The organism is Pseudomonas sp. SCB32 (assembly GCF_009189165.1).
Lineage (GTDB): Bacteria > Pseudomonadota > Gammaproteobacteria > Pseudomonadales > Pseudomonadaceae > Pseudomonas.
The window spans coordinates 198725-219369 of sequence record NZ_CP045118.1; the positions used below are offsets into that span (position 1 = coordinate 198725).

Here is a 20645-nt window from a genome sequence, read left to right on the forward strand (position 1 = left end):
CCCGGGAAGCCGTCCACCCAACCAGAGAAGCCCCATGAACGCACCGTCCTCTGCACCGCAGTACTCCGCCCACGAGCGCCGTACGCGCATCCTCGCCATCGTCGGCGCCTCCTCGGGCAACCTGGTGGAGTGGTTCGACTTCTACGTCTACGCCTTCACCGCCCTGTACTTCGCCCACGCCTTCTTCCCCTCGGACAACCCGACGGTGCAGTTGCTCAACACCGCCGGGGTGTTCGCCGCCGGCTTCCTGATGCGCCCCATTGGCGGCTGGATGTTTGGCCGCATCGCTGACAAGAAGGGCCGCAAGACGGCGATGATGATCTCGGTGCTGATGATGTGCGGCGGATCGCTGGCGATTGCCGTGATGCCGACCTACTCCAGCATCGGCGTCGCCGCGCCCGCCCTGTTGCTGCTCGCGCGACTGTTCCAGGGCCTCTCGGTGGGTGGCGAGTACGGCACCAGTGCCACCTACATGAGCGAGGTGGCGCTCAAGGGCCAGCGCGGCTTCTTCGCCTCCTTCCAGTACGTCACCCTGATCGGCGGCCAGTTGCTGGCGGTGCTGGTGGTGGTGGTCCTGCAGCAATTGCTGACCACCGACGAGCTGAAGTCGTGGGGCTGGCGGATTCCCTTCGTGGTTGGCGCGATCACCGCGGTGATCGCCTTCTACCTGCGCCGTTCGCTGAGCGAGACGGCCAAGGCGTCCAACCTGCAGCGCAAGGAGTCGGGCACGCTCACCGAGCTGTTCGCCAACCACAAGCGCGCCTTCTTCACCGTGCTCGGCTTCACCGCCGGCGGCTCGCTGATCTTCTACACCTTCACCACCTACATGCAGAAATACCTGGTGAACACCGCCGGTATGGACGCCAAGGTGGCCAGCGGCGTGATGACCTTCGCGCTGTTCGTCTACATGTGCATGCAGCCGCTGTTCGGCGCGCTGTCCGACCGCATCGGGCGCAAGACCTCGATGCTCTGGTTCGGCATCCTGGGGATGATCTTCACCTGGCCGATCCTCTCCGCGCTGAAGGCGGTGAGCAGCCCCTACATGGCCTTCGTGCTGATTATCGCGGCGCTGGCCATCGTCAGCCTGTACACCTCGATCAGCGGGCTGATCAAGGCGGAGATGTTCCCGCCGGAGATCCGCGCCCTAGGCGTGGGCCTGTCCTACGCGATTGGCAACGCCATCTTCGGCGGTTCGGCGGAGTACGTCGCCCTGGGCCTGAAGACCATGGGCGTGGAGGGGTACTTCTACATCTACGTCTCGGTCATGTGCGGCGTGGCGCTGGTGGTCTGCCTGCTGCTGCCGGACCTGCGCAAGGTCAGTTACCTCAACGACGAGGACTGACCCTGCCGCGAGCCGCTAGTCGCTACCCCGGCCACGCAGGGCGTGGTCGGGCAGCGCCAGTGCAATCAACAGGGCCAGGGCGCCGAAGCCGGCATTGATCAGGAACAGGTGCCTGAACACGCCATCCAGCGTCTGCCGTTGCGCCTCGTGACCTGGGCCGCCCAGGCTCGCCAGCAATGCGCTGGCCGACAGGCCGTGGCCGGCGTTACCCGCCAGCGGCTGCAGCATGGCCAGGAGCAGGGCCGACATCAATGCGATGCCCACCGCCCCGCCGAGGGAGCGGAACAGCGTGATATTGCTGGTGGCCACGCCCAGGTAGCGGCTGTCCACCGCGCTCTGCGCCGCCACCAGGCTGGTGGGGAACTGGGTGCCGGCGGCGATGCCGGTCAGCAGCATGCACAGGCCCGAGAGCAGGTAGGCGCCCGGCGAGGCCAGCGCCAGGCCGGCGATGGCACAGGGCGTCAACAGTGCGCCGGCGACTATCTGCGGCTTGTAGCGGCCGAGGATCGCGGTCAGTCGGCCGCAGCAGTAGGCGCCGATCGGCACGCCCATGGCCAGTGGCAGCAGGTGCAGCGCGGCGCTGTCCGCGCCGGCGCCAGTGACCGACTGGAAACGCAGCGGCACCAGCACCGACAGCGAGATGACCTGGAAGCTGGCGAAGAAGCTGATCAGCCAGCTCAGCGTCGCCGCGCGGATGCGGAACAGGTGCATCGGCACCAGCGGCTCCGGCGCCTGGCGTTCCTGCATTACGAACAGCGCGATCAGCGCCAGTGCGGCGGCGAACAGCCCGAGCATCTGCGGATCGCTCCAGCGCGCGCCCTGGCCGACTTCGGTGATCGCCAGCAGCAGGCTGCCCAGGCCCGCGATCATCAGCGCGGTGCCCAGGTAGTCGATCACCGGCTTGCGCCCCGGCACCGGTAGGCCGCGCAGGGTGCGGCGCGAGACGGCAAGCGCGACCAGGCCCACCGGCAGGTTGATCAGGAACACCCAGCGCCAGGACAGGTACTCCGTCAGCAGCCCGCCCAGCACAGGACCGGCGATGCTGGCGATGGCGTACATGCTGCTGAAGTAGCCCTGGTAGCGGCCGCGTTCGCGGGGCGGGACGATCTCGCCGATGATCGCCTGGCTCACCGACATCATGCCGCCGGCGCCGATGCCTTGCAGCACGCGGGCGAGCACCAGCTGCTCCATGTTCTGCGCGGCGCCGCAGAGCAGGGATGCGGCGGTGAACAGGGCGATGGCGAACAGCATCAGCACGCGGCGCCCGTAGAGGTCGCCGAGCTTGCCGTAGATCGGCATGGAGATGGTCATCGCCACCATGTAGCCGGAGATGACCCAGGCAAGCAGGTCGAAGTCGCCGAAGCCGGCAGAGATCGCCGGCAGCGAAACGGCGACGATGGTCTGGTCCAGCGCACCGAGGAAGATCGCCAGCATCAGTCCCACCAGCACGGTGCGGACCGCCGGACGCGGTGCGGAGAAGGTACTCAAGGCGGCCCCCTTTACTGCAGAGGTCCTTCGGTCGGAAAGCGCCGAAGGGCGGCACAGTGTAGCCCAGGCCGGGGTCCAATGATCACGGGGTCTGCAGCCCGCGAGCTATTCTTTCCATTACGCAGAGGCTCTATCTCAGGCCTGATAAGGATGCATCCCGGACCGACTGCTACGCTTGCATGGCGAACTATCAATCCGGGGAAGTCGGCTGGCGCTGCCGGGCGAACTCAGCGCCCGATGGATTTGCGCGGGCCAGGCCATAGGGACTGACTATGGAGGAACTGGTCTATAGTTCTTCAGCCCTGTGACCAGGAGGTATGCATGAAAGCCAATCTGCCCTCTGAGTTGCTGTCCCTGCAGTTGCCGTTGCGCATCCGCATCGGCGAGGCCCAGGCCTTCGACCTGGGGCCGGACCCGCAGGTAACTCTTGTCGTGCGTGACCCGACGCTGCTGACCGAGATCAGCCGGCCCAGTCTCGATGTACTGGGGCGCGCCTATGTCGAGAAGCGCATGGACATCGAAGGCCCGATCGGCGAGGTGATCGCCATGGGCGATGCCCTGAGCGCCGCGCTCGGCGACGACGACGACTCGGGCGAGCACGTGCGCGAAAGCCACGACAAGGCCACCGATGCCGAGGCGATCCACTACCACTACGACCTCTCCAATGAGTTCTACCAGCTGTGGCTGGACCCGGAGATGGTGTACTCCTGCGCCTATTTCGAGACTGGCAGCGAGGGCCTGGCCACCGCGCAGCTGGCCAAGCTGCGCCACCTGTGCCGCAAGCTGCGTCTGCAGCCGGGTGACAGCCTGCTCGACGTGGGTTGTGGCTGGGGTGGCCTGGCGCGTCTGGCGGCGAAGGAATTTGGCGCCAAGGTGCTGGGCATCACCCTGAGCGAGGAGCAGCTCAGGCTTGGTCGCGAGCGGGTCAAGGCCGATGGCCTGCAAGGCCAGGTCCGGCTGGAGCGCATGGACTACCGCGACCTGCCGCGCGACGGCCGTTTCGACAAGGTGGTCAGCGTCGGTATGTTCGAGCACGTCGGCCACGCCAACCTCGGCATGTACTTCCAGCACCTGTTCGACGTGGTGCGCCCGGGCGGGCTGGTGATGAACCATGGCATCACCTCGCGCTTCACCGATGGCCGGCCAGTGGGGCGTGGCGCTGGCGACTTCATCGACCGCTATGTCTTCCCCCACGGCGAGTTGCCACACCTGTCGCTGGCGGTGGCGCGGATGAGCGAAGCCGGGCTGGAAGTGGTCGATGTCGAAGGGCTGCGCCTGCATTACGCGCGCACCCTGGACTTCTGGAGCGCGAGCCTCGAAGCGAAGCTGGCTGAAGCCGCGAAGCTGGTGCCCGAACAGGCCCTGCGCATCTGGCGCCTGTACCTGGCCGGTTGCGCCTACGGCTTCAAGAAGGGCTGGATCAACCTGCACCAGATCCTCGCCAGCAGGCCGCACGCCGATGGCTCCCATGAGGTGCCGTGGAACCGGCGCGATATCTACGCCTGATGCTCAGAAGCGGTCGGCGGCCAGCCAGCCTTCGGGGCTGGTCGCAGGCGGTACACCGCGCTCGCGCAAGCCCGCTTCGAATGCCTTTTTCCAGATGCGCTCGGCGCAGTACTGACTGTATTCGCCCGCCAGCCTGTCCACCCGCGCATACGCCGAGTCGGTCGCCACGCCGGCGGGTGGCGTCGGGCCGAGGCGTTCCAGGGCCTGGCGCGCTTCCAGCGTATCGCGGGATATCTTCAGGCAGTAGGTAAAGTGCGCATCGGACATGCCCGGATAGGGCGAATCATGCTGGCGCAGGTAATTGGCCAATTGCATGAGCGCAATGATGATCCCGATCCCTGCCGCGAAGACCAGGCCGAAGAACCCCAGGATCAGCACCGGCACGGCGTCGAACAGGTCACGCTGCAGAGAGCGGGGGATTTGCTTCCAGACGTAGAGCCATTCCTTGGGCGACATGACCATCCCTGTCATGAAAGTGGGCACAATGGCGACCACTCTAGGGACTTGAGGTGAACAGTGCCATGACGGCTTCTCTGACTCTGCGTGAACTCGACGTCGACCAGGCACCCTGGCCGCTGTTGCTGCTGGCCGATCCCAGCCGCGAGCAGGTGCAGTGCTACCTGCGAGAGTCCTGCCTGCTGGCGCTTTTGGCAGGAGGACGCACGCTGGGGGTGGTGGTGATCACGCCCCGCTCCGAAGGCGCGGCGGAAATCACCAACCTCGCGGTGGATGAAGCCTGGCAAGGGCGCGGCCTCGGCCGTCGCCTGCTGGAGTCGGCCATCGCGCGGGCCAGGGTGGACGGGCTGCAGCGGCTGCTCATCGCCACCGGCAACTCCAGCCTCGCCCAGCTCGGGCTATACCAGCGGGCGGGGTTCCGCATCGTCGGGATCGAGCCGGACTACTTCGTCCGGCATTACCCCGAGCCGATCTTCGAGAACGGCATCCAGTGCCGCGACCAGATCCGCCTGGCGTTGGCGCTCAATCCCTAGCCGCGCCGCCAGCGGCTGACCGCCACCGCATCATGGGCGTGCAGGCTTTCCGCGTGGACGACCCGCACGTCGAACCCGATTAATTCCTCGCGCTGCATCAAGGCCCGGTGCAGCCGGCGCGCGGCATCCTCGCAGAACATCAGGTTCTGCCCGTTGGCGAGGGCGAAGGCCTGCTCGTCGGCGCGCTTCACCGCCGTCTGCACGGCGGTGCCGAGGGCCGCTTCGGCGTGGTCGATCAATTCGTTCAATAGAAAACCAGTGGCCGCCGGATCGAGCCGCAGGCGAAGTCGCGCCTCGCTGCGCTGGCTGTGCGGCGCGGCAACTATGCCCTGCGTGCTGCCGAGCCAGTCGCGGACTTCATCGGCGTGCAGCGCCCGCCCGGCGAAGTCACAGTCGAAGCGCTCCTAGATCAACTGGCGGGCAAGGGCGGCGGAGCAGGGGCAGGTGGAGGAGTAGGGCAGCGACAGGCACAGCTCCAGTTGCAGCAGGCCAGCTTCCCTGTGGGCGTGGATTTCGCAGGGATAGCGCTTCCAGCCGCTCAACGGGCTGACCAGCGCCGGACGGCGCAGCATCAATTCGAAGCGCAGGACCAGGCTGGCCTGGTGGGAAAGCTGCGCATGGCTTTCAAGAAATTGCCCAAGGGTATCGCGCAGCAGGGCGGGCGAGAGCTCTGCATCGGCCAGCGCTTCCAGCGCCAGGTACAGGCGCGACATGTGGATGCCGCGCGCCCCGGCGTCATCGAGGCTGACGCCGGCGTCGGCGAAGGCGGCAACCCGCTCACCGGTGATCCTCAGTGGCACGGCAATGCCCTGCATGCCAACCCAGTCGAGGGGAATTGGCAGGTGGGTGGACTGGCGGGCGATGTCGGGAAGGGCGGCGGTCATGGCAAGGGTCGCTGGTTGCAATTGTTATAATATAACGTAGTTGCTTCCGTACGATCCCGCAATGGGTCGATGCGCTCCCGTGGCTCAGCGCGCCTGCTGCTTGCAGCCGCTCACTCGCCCGCAGGTCAGGCGGGTGCTGTCGCCGGAGGAGCTGCTGAAGTGGCTGATGTTGGTCCAGCCGATGCCGCGACTGGTGCCGACCCACACTTGCCCGTCGCTGGCGACGCCGCTGAAAAAGGTCAGGCTGCCAAAGCGCGTGCCGGTTTGCGCCCATTGCCTGCCGCTGGCGGCATCGAAGCCGCGCAGGTAGGTGTCGTGGCCCTGGGTGGCGACGCTGTAGAGGTTGCCCGCGTCGTCCATGCAGGCCATGACCTGCGCCGACCAGGCGCAGCGCGCCGGCTCCTCGCCGGGGAAGGGCAGTGGCGCCTGGCCGCTGGCGCAGGCGAGTGGGGCGAACAGGCAGAGCGGCAGGGCGCGGCGCAGCATCGGGCATCCGGAATTCAGCTGGGGCGGGGCATTGGTATCGCACGTCGTCGGTCGGTTGTCGATTCTCGATTGTAGAACATGAATTGTTATAATATAACATTAAAAGATCACTCCGACCCGGAGACGGCCATGACCGAACAGGAACTGCTCGCCCAGCCCGGCGAGGCCTACATGAGCGAGGCGCAACAGGGTTACTTCCGCAACCTCCTGCTGAACCAGCGTGGAGAGTTGCAGGTGCGCATCGACGAACAATTCCACGCCCTGCAGGACGGCGAGCGCCCCAGCGACGACGCCGATATCGCCAGCCGCGAGGAAGCGCGCCAATGGCAACTGCGCGTGCTTGAGCGCGAGAAGAAGCTGCTGGACAAGATCGACCAGGCCCTGGCGCGCCTGGTGCGGGGCGATTACGGCTGGTGCGCGGAAACCGGTGAACCGATCGGCCTGCGCCGCCTGCTGCTGCGCCCCACCGCCTCGTTGTGCATCGAGGCCAAGGAGCGCCAGGAACGGCGCGAACTGCATGTCCGTGAAGCCTGATCCCCTGGAGTCCATTGCCTTGAATGCCCCCATGAACCAGCCACTCCCCGTCACCGTACTGTCCGGCTTTCTCGGCGCGGGCAAGAGCACCCTGCTCAACCATGTGCTGAAGAACCGCGAGAACCTGAAGGTCGCGGTGATCGTCAACGACATGAGTGAAATCAACATCGACGGCCGCGAGGTGCAGCGCGATGTCAGCCTCAACCGCGGCCAGGAACGCCTGGTGGAGATGAGCAACGGCTGCATCTGCTGCACCCTTCGCGAGGACTTGCTGGAGGAGGTCAGCCGCCTCGCCCGCGAAGGACGCTTCGACTACCTGCTGATCGAGTCCACCGGCATCTCCGAACCGCTGCCGGTGGCCGAGACCTTCACCTTCCGCGACGAGCAGGGCCGCAGCCTGTCGGACCTGGCGCGGTTGGATACGCTGGTCACGGTGGTCGACGGGCTGAACTTCCTCGCCGATTACGAGGGCGCCGAGAGCCTGGCCGAGCGCGGAGAAACCCTAGGTGAGGACGACGAGCGATCGCTCAGTGACCTGCTGGTGGAGCAGGTGGAGTTCGCTGACGTGATCCTGGTGAGCAAGATCGACCTGATCGGCAACGCCGAGCGGGACGAACTGCTGGCGATCCTGCGCAAGCTCAATCCGGATGCCTACATCCAGCCCATGGTGATGGGCCAGGTGCCGCTGGCGCGCATTCTCGACACCGGCCGCTTCGACTTCCAGCGCGCCGCCCGCGCGCCCGGCTGGCTCAAGGAGCTGCGCGACGAGCACCTGCCGGAGACCGAGGCCTATGGCATCGCCTCCACCGTCTACCGCGCACGGCGGCCCTTCCATCCACGACGTTTCCATGACTTCCTCGCCCAGCCCTGGAGCAACGGCCGGCTGCTGCGCTCCAAGGGCTTTTTCTGGCTGGCCAGCCGCTACCGCGAGGCGGGCAGCTGGTCCCAGGCCGGCGGCCTGATGCGCCATGGCCTGGCCGGTCGCTGGTGGCGCTTCGTCCCGCGTGAATCCTGGCCGCAGGACACCACCGAGTTGCAGGCCGTGCTCAAGCACTGGGACGGCGACAGCGGCGACTGCCGCCAGGAGCTGGTTTTCATCGGCCAGAACCTGGACTTCGGCCGGCTGTTCGCCGAGCTGGACCGCTGCCTGCTGGATGACGCCGAAATGGCCGCCGGCGCCTCTGCCTGGAAGCAGCTGCCGGATCCGTTCGAGCCCTGGGAGGTGCAGGCCTGATGGGGGCTCTCGATTCGCCAGCCGGGCCGCGCCAGGTGCTGGGGGATGACCCGCAGGTGCTGGCCGAGGTGCTGAAGGAAGACGTCAACCTGGCCATCTGGCAACGCACGCTCTACCCGGAAATCAGCGCTTTCGCCGATCGGTTGGGCAGCCGGCCGCTGGACCTGAAACAGAGTCTGGACGTGCAGGGAGAGCGCGTCGTGTTGCGTGAGCTGCTGCCTGAGCACGCGCGACTCGACGGCTTCTCGCTGTTTCGCGCCGACCTTGAGTGGTTGCTGGAAGCCTTTGCCTGCCTCACGGGCGCACGACGCATCGGCCTGCGCCTGCGCAGTCTGGACCGCGCCATGTGCCCGCGTTTTCACGTCGATCATGTGCCGCTACGGCTGGTCACCACGTATATCGGGCCGGCCAGCCAGTGGCTGGAAGAGTGGGCGATGGCGCGTACGCGGTTGGCCGATCCGACGGCGGAGCCCAACGACGCTGTGCAGATACGTCAGATGGCGGCCGGCGACGTGGGTCTGTTCAAGGGCGAGAAATGGGCCGGCAATCTCGGCGGCGGCATCGTCCACCGCTCGTCGCAACCGGCGTCTGGCGAACGGCGCCTGCTGCTGACGCTGGACTGGCTGCGCTGATTCCCGCATCGGCAGGGAGGTGCCGGGCGGGCAAAAAAATGGGCCGCCAGGGGATGGCGACCCAATTCACCAAGATCATGTTCGGCGTGGGGTGCCGAGAGGGTGTGAGGTACCCAGCGACAGTAAGCCTGAGCTGTATGACGGGCCGATGACCGTACCTCAGGGCTTGCGCCACTGGCCGTTGCTCTGCCCCTCGCAGAACGGCTGGAGGATGCGCGCATCGCTGGCCACGCCGTAGTAATGGATGTCCTGGCGGTAGGGCATGCCCTGTACCTGGGCGTTTTCGCAGACCCCGAAGGCGCCGCTCGGGCAACTATCGGCATAGGTGACCTGGACCTTCTGGTCCTTGAGCTGCGGCTGGCAGAAGCCTTCGCGGAACAGCTTGGCGGGAATGCTGCGGTTCTGCTGGCAGACCTTCACGTCGAGGTTGGCACCCTGGCTGTGCACCACGCAGGCTTCGCCGTGGGCGAACAGCGGCAGGCAGGCGAGGGCGAAGGGCAGGAGCTGGCGCATGGTCGATCCGGGGGGTGCGATAAGAAGCCGCGACTCTAGCGCTTTTCCCGGCGAGCGTCAGGCGGCACCATGGGCGAATGTTGAAGCAGATCCCGACTTATCTCATCGCCGGCCCTCTCGGGGCGGGCAAGACCAGCCTGCTGCGCGACCTGCTGGGCCAGCGCCCAGCGGACGAGCGCTGGGCTGTACTGGTCAACGAATTCGGCCAGGTTGGCCTGGACGCCGCGCTGCTCAGCCGCGACGAGGATGGCGTCGCCCTCGGCGAGGTCGCCGGCGGCTGCCTGTGCTGCGTGAATGGCGCGCCCTTCCAGGTCGGGCTGGGGCGGCTGTTGCGCAAGGCCAGGCCGCAGCGACTGTTCATCGAGCCCTCCGGCCTCGGCCATCCGTCGCAGCTGCTGGCGCAACTGCGTGCCGCGCCCTGGCAGGGCGTGCTGGCGGTGCAGCCGCTGGTCATGGTACTGGATGCCGCGGCGCTGGCGGCCGGGCAGCCGCTGCCCGAGGCCCAGCAGAATGCCCTGGCGCAGGCCGGGCTGTTGCTGCTGAACAAGAGCGAGGACCTCGATGACGCGGCCCGTGCCGCGCTATTGGCCGGCTTGCCGGCGCTGCCGACACGCTGGACCACCCAGGGCCATCTGGCGCTCCCCGAATTGCCCACCGTGCCCCTGACCGAGCCCGCGGCCGAATTACCCGTGCTGCCCAGGGGCGTGGAAGGTGCTGTGCTGCTGCACCGCGACCAGCCCTTGCGGCAGGAGCGCATCGAAGACGGTCGGCAGGCGATTGGCTGGCGCTTCCATCCGGACTGGCGTTTCCGTATCGGTGAGCTGGATGCGTGGCTGGCCACGCTGCCCGGCTTGCTGCGGGCCAAGGCGGTCCTGCATGGCGAGGCCGGGTGGATGGCGTGCAACCGCACCGATCGGCCAGTGGCCTGGACGGACAGTGCGTGGCGTCGCGATAGTCGGATCGAGTTGATCCTGGCCACGGAAGTCGACGCGCAACCGCTTCAGAATGCGCTTCTGCGCTGTGCCATAGCGCCGGTCTGACGGTCGAGGTTGCCCTTGCGGGTTGAGTGAATGATAATAATTATCAGAAGATAGTGCTTCCTGAACTCTTTCCGCAGGAATTCTCATGTCGTTACCCCAACTGCGCGAAGCGGCCGACACCCGTCTTGCCGACTCCGCCGAGGCCCCGCTGTTTCCCGCAGCGGTGGCGGAAGACAGCGCCGTACTGCCCAGCGTGAACGCCCAGCGCGTCAACGAGGCCAACCTGCGCCTGGTCAGTTGCGAGGGTGAGCGGCGGGATGCGGAAGTGATCCCCGAAGAGGTGCTGATCCCCTACGCCCTGCCCGTGGAAGGCGTGGAAGAGGGCGAGGAGCCGCCGCGCCCGGGGGGCTGGTGGAAGTCCTCGGGCCTGGCGATTGGCATGCACGTCGCCATAGTCGCTGCGCTGTTCTGGGTCGTGCCCTCGCCGGCGGAGCTGAACCTGGGGCAGGGCGAAACGCCCAAGGCGATGCAGGTCAGTGTCGTTACCCTGCCGCCCAAGCCGGAGCCGGTGCAGCAACCGCCGGCGGCCGCGCCGGTTCCGACGCCGCCTGAACCGGAGCCGCCCAAGCCGGTCGAGCCGCCCAAGCCTGTGGAAAAGCCCAAGCCGAAACCCAAGCCGGTGGAAAGGGCCATCCCCAAGGTCGCGCCCAAGCCCAAGCCGAAACCCAAGCCCGAGCCTGAGGCCGAAGCGGCGCCTGAAACCACCGCGCCACCGACCCCGGCTGCGCCGCCACCCCCCGCGGCACCGACCGTAGGCCAGTCCACCCCCGGCGCGCAATCGGCGCCCACCGGCTCCCAGGGCCCCGCCGGCCTGCCGACCGGCAGCCTCAACGACAGCGATATCAAGCCGCTGCGCATGGACCCGCCGGCCTATCCGCGCCTGGCCCAGTCCAAGCAGATCGAAGGACACGTGAAGGTGCTGTTCACCATCACCAGTGATGGCCGGATCACCGACATCCAGTTCCTCGAGTCGACCCCACCGCGCGTCTTCGAGCGCAGCGTGCGCGATGCCATGGAAAGATGGCGCTTCGAGCCCCGCACCGTCGGCGGCCGGATCGTCGCGCGTCAGGCGACCAAGGTGTTCAATTTCGAGTTGAAGAAGGCTCGTTGAGTCCTTTCCGCAGCCAATAAAAAACGCGCCCCAGGGCGCGTTTTTTGGTGCCGGCAATCCGTGTCGAGGGGCTCTCCGCAAGGCCGAGGGGACACCAGGTTCTTGCTTGCGGTTCGCCCCCGGCGTGGCCTGAAGCATTGATCGCGGGCATGGCCCGCTCCTACGAGAGAGGCACCGGCCCCAACCTGTAGGAGCGGGCCATGCCCGCGATGTTCTTGCTCTTCGCAGGGTGCCGGGCAGCTTTCTGTAGGAGCGAGCTTGCTCGCGAACCGCCTGACGCCGGCCTTGCCGGCGGATCGCGGAGAAGCTCCGCTCCTACGAAAGGCGACTCATTCCTCCTGGAACAACTCCGCCTTCAGCAGCTCCAGCGCTTCCCTCGCCCCACCCACGGCGATCTGCACCGGCACGCCGAGCATCAGGTTCAGCGGCAGGCCGAAGGCCTCCACCTGGTTGCCGTCGCGGTCGCGGCCCGGCTCCTGGCCCTTCCACTCGCAGGGCAGGCGCTCGGCGCAGCTCCCGCCCTCGCGGATGTAGCCGTACAGTGGCTTGCCCAGGGCGGCGGCATAGCCCAGTTCGAAGGCGGTGCCGCTGTCCGGTTCAGTGCCGCGGAAGGGATTGAGATTGGCGACCACCGCGTCGGCCTCGGCGATCAGCGCGAGATTGGCCTGGTAGATCCACAGCGCCTGGTCCTGTGGCTGATCGATCCCCTCGGGCACCTGGTGATCCAGCGGATAGAGGCCCTGCAGGCCGAACTCGGCGCACAGGGTCTTGAGCCGTTCGCCCTGTTCGAAGGCGTCGGGGCGGAACACATCGGGGCCGGCGAGGTAGATCTTGAGCATGGTCAGAGTCCCATCAGCGACAACATCAGGAAGGTGGCAAACAGCACGAAGTGGGTCATGCCTTCGATGGCGTTGGTCTTGCCGTCATGCAGGTTGAAGCCGGCGACCATCAGGGTGATGAACATCATGCCGGTCTGCAGCGGCGTCATCGCCATCTGGATCGGCTGGCCCTTGAACAGCGCCAGGGCCTCGATCACCGGTACGGTGAGGATCACGGTGGACAGCGAGGCGCCCAGGGCGATGTTGACCACCGGCTGCATGCGGTTGGCCAGCGCGGCGCGCAGGGCGGTGAGGATTTCCGGGCTGGCGGAGATTGCCGCCACCAGCAGCGCCGGCACGATCGGCGGCACGCCGCTGCCTTCCAGGCCGACGTCCAGGGCCTTGGACATCACCTCCGCCAGCGCGCCGATCAGCACCACGCCGACCACCAGCAGGCCCATGGACTGCTTGCTGTTGCCGGCTGCCTCGTGGCCTTCGGCGTGTTCGCCGTGGGCGGCGTAGTTGTAGCTGAAGAAGTAGCTGTGCTGGCCGGTCTGCATGCGCAGGAACAGCGCGTAGAGCATGACCATGCAGCCGATGGTGAAGAACGAGTAGAGCTTCCACTGCTCGGCCGGGATCAGCTCCGGCACCACCATGGAGATGCCCACGGCGGTGAGGATCATGGTCACGTAGGTCTTGCCCGAATCGTCGTTGTACGACTGCTCGCCGTGCTTCAGGCCGCCGAGCAGCGCGGCCAGGCCGAGGATGCCGTTCATGTCCAGCATCACCGCGGCGTAGATGGTGTCGCGGGCCAGGGTCGGCGAATGGTTGTGGCCCATCATGATCGCCAGGATCACCACTTCCACCAGCACCGCCGCCAGGGTCAGAATCATGGTGCCGTAGGGCTCGCCGACCTTCTCCGCGAGGATTTCGGCGTGGTGCGCCACGCGCAGCGAGACGCCGATGATCACGGCCAGCAGGGCCGTGGCGGTGATCCCTGCGAGCATCTTGCCGCCGCCCAGCAGGCTGTGCTCCAGCGGGTACACCGCGATCGCCACCAGCAGGGCGAGGAGGAGGAATTTTTCGTCTTTGAGCGCGCGCAGCATCGAGGGCTATCCATTTCCGGCAGGAGCAAGTGCGCCATCTTAGGCAATGCCCGGAAGGCACACCAGGGGCGTGCCTGCGAGACCTGGGTACAGATCACGGCGGCGGGAGGTGCCCGTCATCGGCATCTTCATCTGCACCTTCTCCGGGCCGTGCGATAATTTCCCCGACCGCCTGATAACGAGATCTCACCATGTACGACTGGCTCAACGCCCTGCCCAAGGCTGAACTGCACCTGCACCTGGAGGGCTCGCTGGAGCCCGAGCTGCTCTTCGCCCTGGCCGAGCGCAACAAGATCGCGCTGCCATGGGGAGATGTCGAGAGCCTGCGCCGGGCCTATGCCTTCAACAACCTGCAGGAATTCCTCGACCTCTACTACGCCGGCGCCGACGTGCTGCGCACCGAGCAGGACTTCTACGACCTGACCTGGGCCTACCTTCAGAAGTGCAAGGCGCAGAACGTCATCCACGTCGAGCCGTTCTTCGACCCGCAGACTCATACTGACCGCGGCATTCCCTTCGAGGTGGTGCTGCGCGGCATCCAGGGCGCGCTGAAAGACGGCGAGAAGCAACTGGGCATCCGCCACGGGCTGATCCTCAGCTTCCTCCGCCACCTGTCCGAGGAGGAAGCGTTCAAGACGCTTGAGCAGGCCCTGCCGTTCCGCGACGCCTTCATCGCCGTCGGCCTGGACAGCTCCGAGGTCGGCCATCCGCCAAGCAAGTTCCAGCGCGTGTTCGACCGCGCCCGCGCCGAAGGCTTCCTCACCGTCGCCCACGCCGGCGAGGAAGGCCCGCCGGAGTACATCTGGGAAGCCCTGGACCTGCTCAAGATCCAGCGTATCGACCACGGCGTGCGCGCCATAGAGGACGAGCGGCTGATGCAGCGCATTATCGACGAGCAGATCCCGCTGACCGTCTGCCCGCTGTCCAACACCAAGCTCTGCGTGTTCGACCACATGCGCGAGCACAACATCCTCGACATGCTCGAACGCGGGGTGAAGGTGACGGTGAACTCGGACGACCCGGCTTACTTCGGCGGCTACGTCACCGAGAACTTCCAGGCCCTGCATGAGCACCTGGGCATGACGAAGGAACAGGCGCAGCGGCTGGCGCAGAACAGCCTGGATGCGCGTCTGGTGAAGTAACGCGTCAGAGCGAGGGCGGCGCCAGCAGGCCCAGGCCGTCCAGCAGGCGGCCCAGTTCGCGCATGTCCTTCGCCCGCGCGAACTCGCCGCCGAGCCCGCTGAAATCCAGTTCGCCGAAGCCGACTACCCGCGCACCGGCCGCCAGACCGGCGCGCAGGCCCGGAAGGCTGTCGTCCACCACCAGGCAGCGTTCGGCCGCCACGCCCAACTGCCGGGCGGCGTGGCGGATCAGTTCGGGGTCGGGTTTCCAGGCGCCGACGTCATAGGCGCTGATCACGCGCCCGCGAAAGTCATCCAGCAACCCCGCGCAGTCCAGGCTGGTCTCGATCTTGTCGCGCGGGCCGTTGGAGGCCACGCACTTTGCCACCCGCAGCCGGCGCACCAGCGCCACCGCACCGGGCATCGGCCGCAACCGGGCGCGCAGCCAGGGCAGGCTGCGCTGACGGTAGTTGGCAAGGAAGTCGGATGGCGCCACCTGTGGATAAAGTCGCCCCAGGTGCTCCACCACGTCCTGGAAGCGTTCGCCCCGGTAGATCGGCAGGATGGCCTCCACCGAGGTGTGCACGCCGCGCTCGCCGAGCAGCCGGACGATCAGTTCGGCGGACAGCTGCTCGCTGTCCACCAGCGTGCCGTCGCAGTCGAAGATCAGCGCGTCGATCCGACCGGCCATGTCAGGCTCCGGCCACCGTGGCCGCCAGCGCGGTGGGGAAATCGGGGTGATAGCCCGCCGCTCTGGGCGCGTCGAGTATCCCGGTCTTGCGCAGCTTGCCCAGCACCCGCGCGTTGGCCTCGCACAGGCGCACTTCGATGCCGCGCCGCTGGAGGTCTTCGATCACTTCCTGCAGCGTCTGCAGGCCGGTGATGTCCATGAAAGGGACGCGGCGCAGGCGGATGATCAGCACCTTGGGATCGGTGTGGGTCTGGGCCAGGGCGCGCTCGAACGTCTCCACCGCGCCGAAGAACAGCGGTCCCTCGATGCTGTACACCAGCACGCCGGGTGGCAGCTCGGCGAGACCCCGGCCGCGCAGCTCCACGTCCAGCTCCGGGCCTTCGTCAGCGTGCACTTCCACCGACGACGCCATGCGCCGCATGAAGTGCAGCATGGCGAGGATCACGCCGATGTTCACCGCGATCACCAGGTCGCTGAACACCGTGAGCAGGAAGGTGATCAGCAGGATCGCCACGTCGGCGCGTGGCGCGCGCCTGACCATGAACAGGAAGTGCCGCGCCTCGCTCATGTTCCAGGCCACTACGAAGAGGATCGCCGCCAGCGCGCAAAGCGGAATGTTCGAGGCCAGCGGGGCGAGGAACAGCAGGATCAGCACCAGGGTCACGGCGTGGGTGACCCCGGCCAATGGGCTGCTGCCGCCGTTGCGGATATTGGTGGCCGTGCGGGCGATGGCGCCAGTGGCGGCGATTCCGCCGAACAGCGGAGTGACCAGGTTGGCGATGCCCTGGCCGATCAGCTCCTGGTTGGAGTCGTGGCGGGTGCCGGCCATGCCGTCGGCGACCACCGCCGAGAGCAGCGATTCGATGGCGCCCAGCATGGCGATGGCGAAAGCCGGGCCGATCAGCTCCAGTACGCGCGGCAGGGTCACCTCCGGCAGGCTGAAGCTTGGCAGGCCCTGGGGAATACCGCCGAAGGCGCTGCCGATGGTGGCGACGCCGTCGAAGTGGAACAGCGACTGGATGGCCGTCACCACTACCATGGCGACCAGTGGGCCGGGCACCCGGTGCAAGGCTTTGATGCGCGGCGTGAAGAGCACCAGAGCCAGGCCCAGCAGCGCCAGAACGGTAGTCGCGAGATGCAGCTGTGGCAGCGCCTGCAAGAGGTGCCAGAGCTTCTGGTGGAAGTGCTCACCGCTGACGGCGGGCAGGCCGAAGAAGTCCTTCCACTGGCCGACCCAGATGATCACCCCGATGCCGGCGGTGAATCCGACAATCACCGGTGCCGGGATGAAACGGATGATGGTGCCGAGCCGGCTCACCCCGAGCAGCACGAGAATGGCGCCAGCCATCAGCGTGGCGATCTGCAGGCCGTCGACACCGTACCTGGCGGTGATCCCGGCAAGGATGACGATGAAGGCGCCGGTGGGACCGGCGATCTGCACCCGGCTGCCGCCCAGCAGCGACACCAGCGCACCGGCCAGGATCGCCGTATAGATGCCCTGTTCCGGCTTCACTCCACTGGCGATGGCAAAGGCCATGGCCAGCGGCAGCGCCACCACCCCGACTATCACCCCGGCCACCAGGTTGCGTGTCCAGTGCTCGCGGCCGAACAGGCCGGCCTTCCAGGCGTCTCGCAGGGCGATCATTGCAGTCTCCGACAGGGTCCTGGCTGTTGATACTAACAGGCCGGCGCGTGGCCGGGCGCTGGCGCAGGTCATGGCCGCGGCGTGCTGTCGCAGGCTGAGTCGGGTGAACAGAATATTGCACGACCCCTGATGGCGCGCGGTGTCCGGCCTACTCTCTGGACGCCTATATATGGGCATTCATACCTGAAATTGACGGCGTCGATTTGCCAGTCGCCCCGAAAATTGGCACAATGTGTTCATTATGTTGAACATCAAGGCTCTACCTCTCCCCACTTCCCGCCTGGTTTCGCGCGAGCGTTACTGGACCGGCGACCTCTAGCCCCTCCCAACGGCAGCTACCTGTTGGTGGCGCCAAGCGCGGCGAACCTCGCCGCCCGAGTCGGCGCCACCGAACCCGAACCGAAACCGCCGCAAGGATGCTCCTCGCGAGATTGCGATTGCGCGCGGCCGCCCGTGGGAGGGCTTGCACCATGCGTTCCTGGATCTATCTGTTTGCCGCCATCGGCTTTGAAGTCGTTGGCACCACTTCGATGAAACTGACCCATGCGCTGTACCCGGTTGCGGGTCTGCTGCTGATGTACCTGATGGTCGGCCTGTCGTACTACTTCCTGTCCCTGGCCATCAAGCATGTGCCGGTGGGTGTGGCCTACGCCCTTTGGGAAGGCATCGGCATCGTGCTGATCTCGCTGGTCAGTGCCGCCTGGCTGGGCGAGGACCTGACCCTGGAGAAGGCTCTGGGCCTGGTCGTGATGATCGCCGGCATCCTGCTGGTGAAGTCCGGCACCCGCAAGAGCGAGCGTGAGACCGGCATGGAGGCCGCAACATGCTGAACCATGACCTGATTCCGATGGCCTGGCTGGGCCTGGCCATCGTCCTGGAAGTGATCGCCAACCTGCTGCTGAAGTACTCCGACGGCTTCCGCAAGCGCATCCTGGGCGTCACCTCGATTCTCTTCGTGCTGGGCGCGTTCACCGCACTGTCCCAGGCGGTGCGTGGCATCGAGTTGTCGGTGGCCTATGCGGTGTGGGGTGGCTTCGGCATCCTCGCCACCGTGGCCATGGGCTGGGCCCTGTTCGGTCAGCGCCTGGCCTGGCGCGGCTGGCTGGGCCTGGTGATGCTGATCGTGGGCATGGGCCTGCTGAAGCTGGCCTGATCCCCTTGCAGTGACCCAAAGGCGGAGCCTCCGAAAGGGGGCTTCGCCTTTTTCATGGCTGTCGTTCTGGCGTCGCGAGGGTCGCGCACTGGTCCAGGTACGCCCCGCTTAAGCAATCCCTCGCCCCGGTCGCCCTATCTCTGCAGCGAAGGCTGCGCGTCCAGGCGGAAACACCGCTTCCCGGTACGTGCGACGAACGTCCGGGCGGAAGCCGAGCTTCTGCATGGATTTCTCGCAAAGCCCCGTGGATAGGGGCTCCGGCCATTGGCATCGATATTGCTCTCGGGCAGCAAAGGGGTGTTTTCAGATGTCCACGATAGATTCCGACTACGTCAAACAGATGGCCCAGCAACTGGCCACCTATGAGGTCCAGAACGGGCTGAGCAAGGCCGATCGCAACAAGGCCTCGTACCAGTCGCAGCTCACGGCGGTGACCTCGCTGGAGTCCGCGCTCAAGACCTTCGCCTCGGCGGTGAAAGGCCTCAACAAGGCCACCGACGCCAGCATGCTGGTCAACAGCGCCACGATGAGCAAGGACGGCTACCTCACCGCGACGGTGGGCAGTACCGCGGTGGCCGGCAAGTACGATTTCTTCGTCGAACAGCTGGCCACCTCGCACCAGCTGTCCTTCTCCGGGCTGCAAGCGGGCGACATCGACACCCAGGGCACCCTGACCCTGAGCCAGAACGGCAAGTCCTTCGACATCGACCTGAGCAAGATCGACAGCGATGGCGACGGCAGCAACTCCCTGGACGAGCTGGCGGCGGCGATCAACAAGGCCACCGACAACACCGGTGTGAAAGCCACCCTGGTGCGCAGCAATGGCCAGGTTTCGCTGGTGCTGGGCGCGGATAAGAGCGGCGCGGCCAATGCCATCGGCCTCTCGCTCAGCGGTACCTCTACCGCCAACAGCGCCTTCGAGAACGCGCTGGCCAATCCGCAGGAACTGTCCAAGGCGCAGGATGCCCGCGTCCGCCTGGGCGGCGAGAGCGGCATGCTGATGACCAACGCCAGCAATAGCTTCGACAACATCATCGATGGTGTGAGCGTGACCTTCACCCAGGCGCAGAAGTCCGGCGAGCAGCCGATCTCCATGACCATCGCCCAGGACAAGAGCGCCACCACCAAGAAGCTGCAGGGCTTCATCGACGCCTACAACGCCCTGGCCAGCCAGATCGACACCCTGACCGCCAGCGGTGACCAGAACGGCAACGCCCGTGGCGCGCTGGCTGGCGACTCCAGCGTGCGCGCCATCGACAACAGCCTCAACCAGCTGCTGCGCACCACCTTCGGCGGCACCAACCTGATCAATCTCGGTGTCAGCGCCGACCGTAACGGCAAGCTGACGCTCGATACCAAACGCTTCGAAAAGGCCGTTGCCAGCGACCCGCAGGGCCTGGACAAGCTGTTCCTCGGCAAGGGCAACCTGCTCGACAGCCTGGACAAGAACATCGCGCTCTACACCAACAGCGCAAACGGCGTGATGAAGTCCCGCAAGGACACGCTGAACAACGGCCTGCGCCGCGTGAACGATGACTACGACACGCTGCAGAAGCAGTACGACAGCTACTACGCGCGTTACCTCAAGCAATACACCTCGATGATGCAGACGATGCAGTCGATGAGTCAGACCAGTGGGATGTTCGGATGAGCGGCTACGCAATGAACGAGAGCTACGACAGCTACCGGATGGTCGACCTGGAGGCCAAGGCCGCCGCCTCGTCGCCCTATGAACTGGTCCTGGTGCTGTTCGATGGCCTGCTCGATGAGCTGGCCCGCGCGCGCGGGCACATCGAGCACAAGCGCTACCAGCAGAAGGGGCGCTCCCTGGAAAAGTGCCTGAACATCCTCAATGGCTTGAGCGGCGCGCTCGACTACGAGAATGGCGGCGAAGTGGTCCAGGGGCTGGCGAGGCTCTACGACTACTGCATCTATCGCCTCTCCGACGTCAGCGTTTCGCTGGACGTTGTCGGCATCGATGAAGTGGTGCGCCTGCTGGGCATCCTGCGCGAAGGCTGGGAGGGCGTGAGTGCCACACGTGGATGATCGCCAGCGCCTGCTCGAGCTGTACGAACAGCTCGGCGCAGCGCTGCAGCGCAAGGACTGGAGCGCCATGGGTCAGATCGACCTGGCGATCCGCGCGCAATTGGTGGCGATGGCGTCGCAGCCGGGCCTGGCGGCCGATGTGCTGCTGGCCAAGAAACGCCTGAAACACCTGCATGAAGACGCGTCGCAGGCCTGCGCGGCGGAGTGCGAGCGCCTGCGCCGCCTGCTGTTGTCGCACCTGGAGTACGCCGAAGGCCGTTCGGCGTACATGCAGGTGGATATGCTCCCGGAGGGGCGATAGACCGT

The 20645-nt window shown here is 66.4% G+C and carries 22 protein-coding genes and 1 pseudogene; 14 read left to right on the forward strand and 9 right to left on the reverse strand.

Annotated features, from left to right (window positions below; translation table 11 throughout):
• Positions 1-34 precede the first annotated feature (34 nt).
• Positions 35-1342, forward strand: coding sequence for an MFS family transporter (locus tag GA645_RS00925; protein ID WP_152219079.1), 1308 nt, complete (start codon positions 35-37; stop codon positions 1340-1342).
• A 15-nt stretch (positions 1343-1357) separates the two neighbouring features.
• Here the strand turns inward: GA645_RS00925 and GA645_RS00930 are convergent, their stop codons facing one another.
• Positions 1358-2776: an MDR family MFS transporter gene (locus tag GA645_RS00930; protein ID WP_152227840.1), complete on the reverse strand. Its 1419-nt coding sequence runs from the start codon at positions 2774-2776 to the stop codon at positions 1358-1360.
• Positions 2777-3151: 375 nt separating this feature from the next.
• Here GA645_RS00930 and cfaB point away from each other — a divergent pair, with 375 nt between their 5' ends.
• Positions 3152-4336 (forward strand): C17 cyclopropane fatty acid synthase CfaB, encoded by a 1185-nt coding sequence (gene cfaB, locus GA645_RS00935; RefSeq protein WP_152219081.1) that lies wholly within the window; start codon positions 3152-3154, stop codon positions 4334-4336.
• 3 nt (positions 4337-4339) lie between these two features.
• On the opposite strand, the gene GA645_RS00940 is transcribed toward cfaB, so the two are convergent.
• Complete coding sequence (locus tag GA645_RS00940; protein ID WP_152219083.1) at positions 4340-4792, reverse strand: hypothetical protein; 453 nt, start codon at positions 4790-4792, stop codon at positions 4340-4342.
• A gap of 65 nt (positions 4793-4857) precedes the next feature.
• On the opposite strand from GA645_RS00940, the gene GA645_RS00945 reads away from it, so the two are divergent.
• Entirely contained in the window at positions 4858-5325 is a 468-nt protein-coding gene (locus tag GA645_RS00945) for an N-acetyltransferase (RefSeq protein ID WP_178119468.1), read from the forward strand.
• Here GA645_RS00945 and folE2 read toward each other — a convergent pair.
• Together folE2 and GA645_RS00955 are read right to left on the reverse strand one after the other, a co-directional pair.
• A pseudogene (folE2, locus tag GA645_RS00950) lies at positions 5322-6209 on the reverse strand (GTP cyclohydrolase FolE2). The gene GA645_RS00945 and the pseudogene folE2 sit on opposite strands and share 4 nt — an antisense overlap.
• A gap of 84 nt (positions 6210-6293) precedes the next feature.
• Complete coding sequence (locus GA645_RS00955) at positions 6294-6692, reverse strand: hypothetical protein (RefSeq protein WP_372239825.1); 399 nt, start codon at positions 6690-6692, stop codon at positions 6294-6296.
• A 132-nt stretch (positions 6693-6824) separates the two neighbouring features.
• Between GA645_RS00955 and dksA the strand changes: the two genes are divergently transcribed.
• The 3 genes from dksA to GA645_RS00970 are packed head-to-tail and all read left to right on the forward strand — an operon-like array spanning position 6825 to position 9095.
• A complete protein-coding gene (gene dksA / locus GA645_RS00960; protein WP_152219087.1) occupies positions 6825-7229 on the forward strand; it encodes an RNA polymerase-binding protein DksA in 405 nt (134 codons plus the stop codon).
• 31 nt (positions 7230-7260) lie between these two features.
• Positions 7261-8463, forward strand: coding sequence for a zinc metallochaperone GTPase ZigA (zigA, locus tag GA645_RS00965; RefSeq protein ID WP_152219089.1), 1203 nt, complete (start codon positions 7261-7263; stop codon positions 8461-8463).
• Entirely contained in the window at positions 8463-9095 is a 633-nt protein-coding gene (locus GA645_RS00970; protein WP_152219091.1) for a DUF1826 domain-containing protein, read from the forward strand. The genes zigA and GA645_RS00970 overlap by 1 nt, the downstream gene beginning before the upstream one ends.
• Before the next feature lie 159 nt (positions 9096-9254).
• On the opposite strand, the gene GA645_RS00975 is transcribed toward GA645_RS00970, so the two are convergent.
• Positions 9255-9608, reverse strand: coding sequence for an NADH:ubiquinone oxidoreductase (locus GA645_RS00975; RefSeq protein ID WP_152219093.1), 354 nt, complete (start codon positions 9606-9608; stop codon positions 9255-9257).
• Between the two features lie 77 nt (positions 9609-9685).
• Between GA645_RS00975 and GA645_RS00980 the strand changes: the two genes are divergently transcribed.
• Positions 9686-10648 carry a GTP-binding protein gene (locus GA645_RS00980; RefSeq protein ID WP_152219095.1) on the forward strand — a complete coding sequence of 321 codons (963 nt, stop codon included), beginning with the start codon at positions 9686-9688 and terminating at the stop codon, positions 10646-10648.
• 85 nt (positions 10649-10733) lie between these two features.
• Positions 10734-11759 (forward strand): energy transducer TonB, encoded by a 1026-nt coding sequence (locus GA645_RS00985; RefSeq protein WP_152219097.1) that lies wholly within the window; start codon positions 10734-10736, stop codon positions 11757-11759.
• Positions 11760-12088: 329 nt separating this feature from the next.
• On the opposite strand, the gene GA645_RS00990 is transcribed toward GA645_RS00985, so the two are convergent.
• Positions 12089-12598 (reverse strand): nucleoside 2-deoxyribosyltransferase, encoded by a 510-nt coding sequence (locus GA645_RS00990; protein ID WP_152219099.1) that lies wholly within the window; start codon positions 12596-12598, stop codon positions 12089-12091.
• A 2-nt stretch (positions 12599-12600) separates the two neighbouring features.
• Positions 12601-13683, reverse strand: coding sequence for a calcium:proton antiporter (locus tag GA645_RS00995; RefSeq protein WP_152219101.1), 1083 nt, complete (start codon positions 13681-13683; stop codon positions 12601-12603).
• Positions 13684-13874: 191 nt separating this feature from the next.
• On the opposite strand from GA645_RS00995, the gene GA645_RS01000 reads away from it, so the two are divergent.
• On the forward strand, positions 13875-14825 hold the full coding sequence (locus GA645_RS01000; RefSeq protein WP_152219103.1) for an adenosine deaminase: 951 nt from the start codon (positions 13875-13877) through the stop codon (positions 14823-14825).
• A gap of 4 nt (positions 14826-14829) precedes the next feature.
• Here the strand turns inward: GA645_RS01000 and GA645_RS01005 are convergent, their stop codons facing one another.
• Together GA645_RS01005 and GA645_RS01010 are read right to left on the reverse strand one after the other, a co-directional pair.
• A complete protein-coding gene (locus GA645_RS01005; protein WP_152219105.1) occupies positions 14830-15495 on the reverse strand; it encodes an HAD family hydrolase in 666 nt (221 codons plus the stop codon).
• A 1-nt stretch (position 15496) separates the two neighbouring features.
• The gene (locus tag GA645_RS01010; RefSeq protein ID WP_152219107.1) at positions 15497-17140 is read right to left on the reverse strand and encodes a SulP family inorganic anion transporter; all 1644 of its coding nucleotides are present in this window, start codon (positions 17138-17140) and stop codon (positions 15497-15499) included.
• 530 nt (positions 17141-17670) lie between these two features.
• On the opposite strand from GA645_RS01010, the gene GA645_RS01015 reads away from it, so the two are divergent.
• The 5 genes from GA645_RS01015 to GA645_RS01035 all read left to right on the forward strand — a co-directional run bounded on the left by GA645_RS01015 (position 17671) and on the right by GA645_RS01035 (position 20640).
• Positions 17671-17970 (forward strand): SMR family transporter, encoded by a 300-nt coding sequence (locus GA645_RS01015; RefSeq protein ID WP_372239826.1) that lies wholly within the window; start codon positions 17671-17673, stop codon positions 17968-17970.
• Positions 17964-18293: a multidrug/spermidine efflux SMR transporter subunit MdtI gene (gene mdtI, locus GA645_RS01020; protein WP_152219111.1), complete on the forward strand. Its 330-nt coding sequence runs from the start codon at positions 17964-17966 to the stop codon at positions 18291-18293. Before GA645_RS01015 ends, mdtI begins: the two co-directional genes overlap by 7 nt.
• A 307-nt stretch (positions 18294-18600) precedes the next feature.
• On the forward strand, positions 18601-19944 hold the full coding sequence (gene fliD / locus GA645_RS01025; RefSeq protein ID WP_152219114.1) for a flagellar filament capping protein FliD: 1344 nt from the start codon (positions 18601-18603) through the stop codon (positions 19942-19944).
• The gene (gene fliS / locus GA645_RS01030; protein WP_152219115.1) at positions 19941-20339 is read left to right on the forward strand and encodes a flagellar export chaperone FliS; all 399 of its coding nucleotides are present in this window, start codon (positions 19941-19943) and stop codon (positions 20337-20339) included. The genes fliD and fliS overlap by 4 nt, the downstream gene beginning before the upstream one ends.
• Positions 20323-20640 carry a hypothetical protein gene (locus GA645_RS01035; protein WP_152219118.1) on the forward strand — a complete coding sequence of 106 codons (318 nt, stop codon included), beginning with the start codon at positions 20323-20325 and terminating at the stop codon, positions 20638-20640. The genes fliS and GA645_RS01035 overlap by 17 nt, the downstream gene beginning before the upstream one ends.
• Positions 20641-20645: the final 5 nt, after the last annotated feature.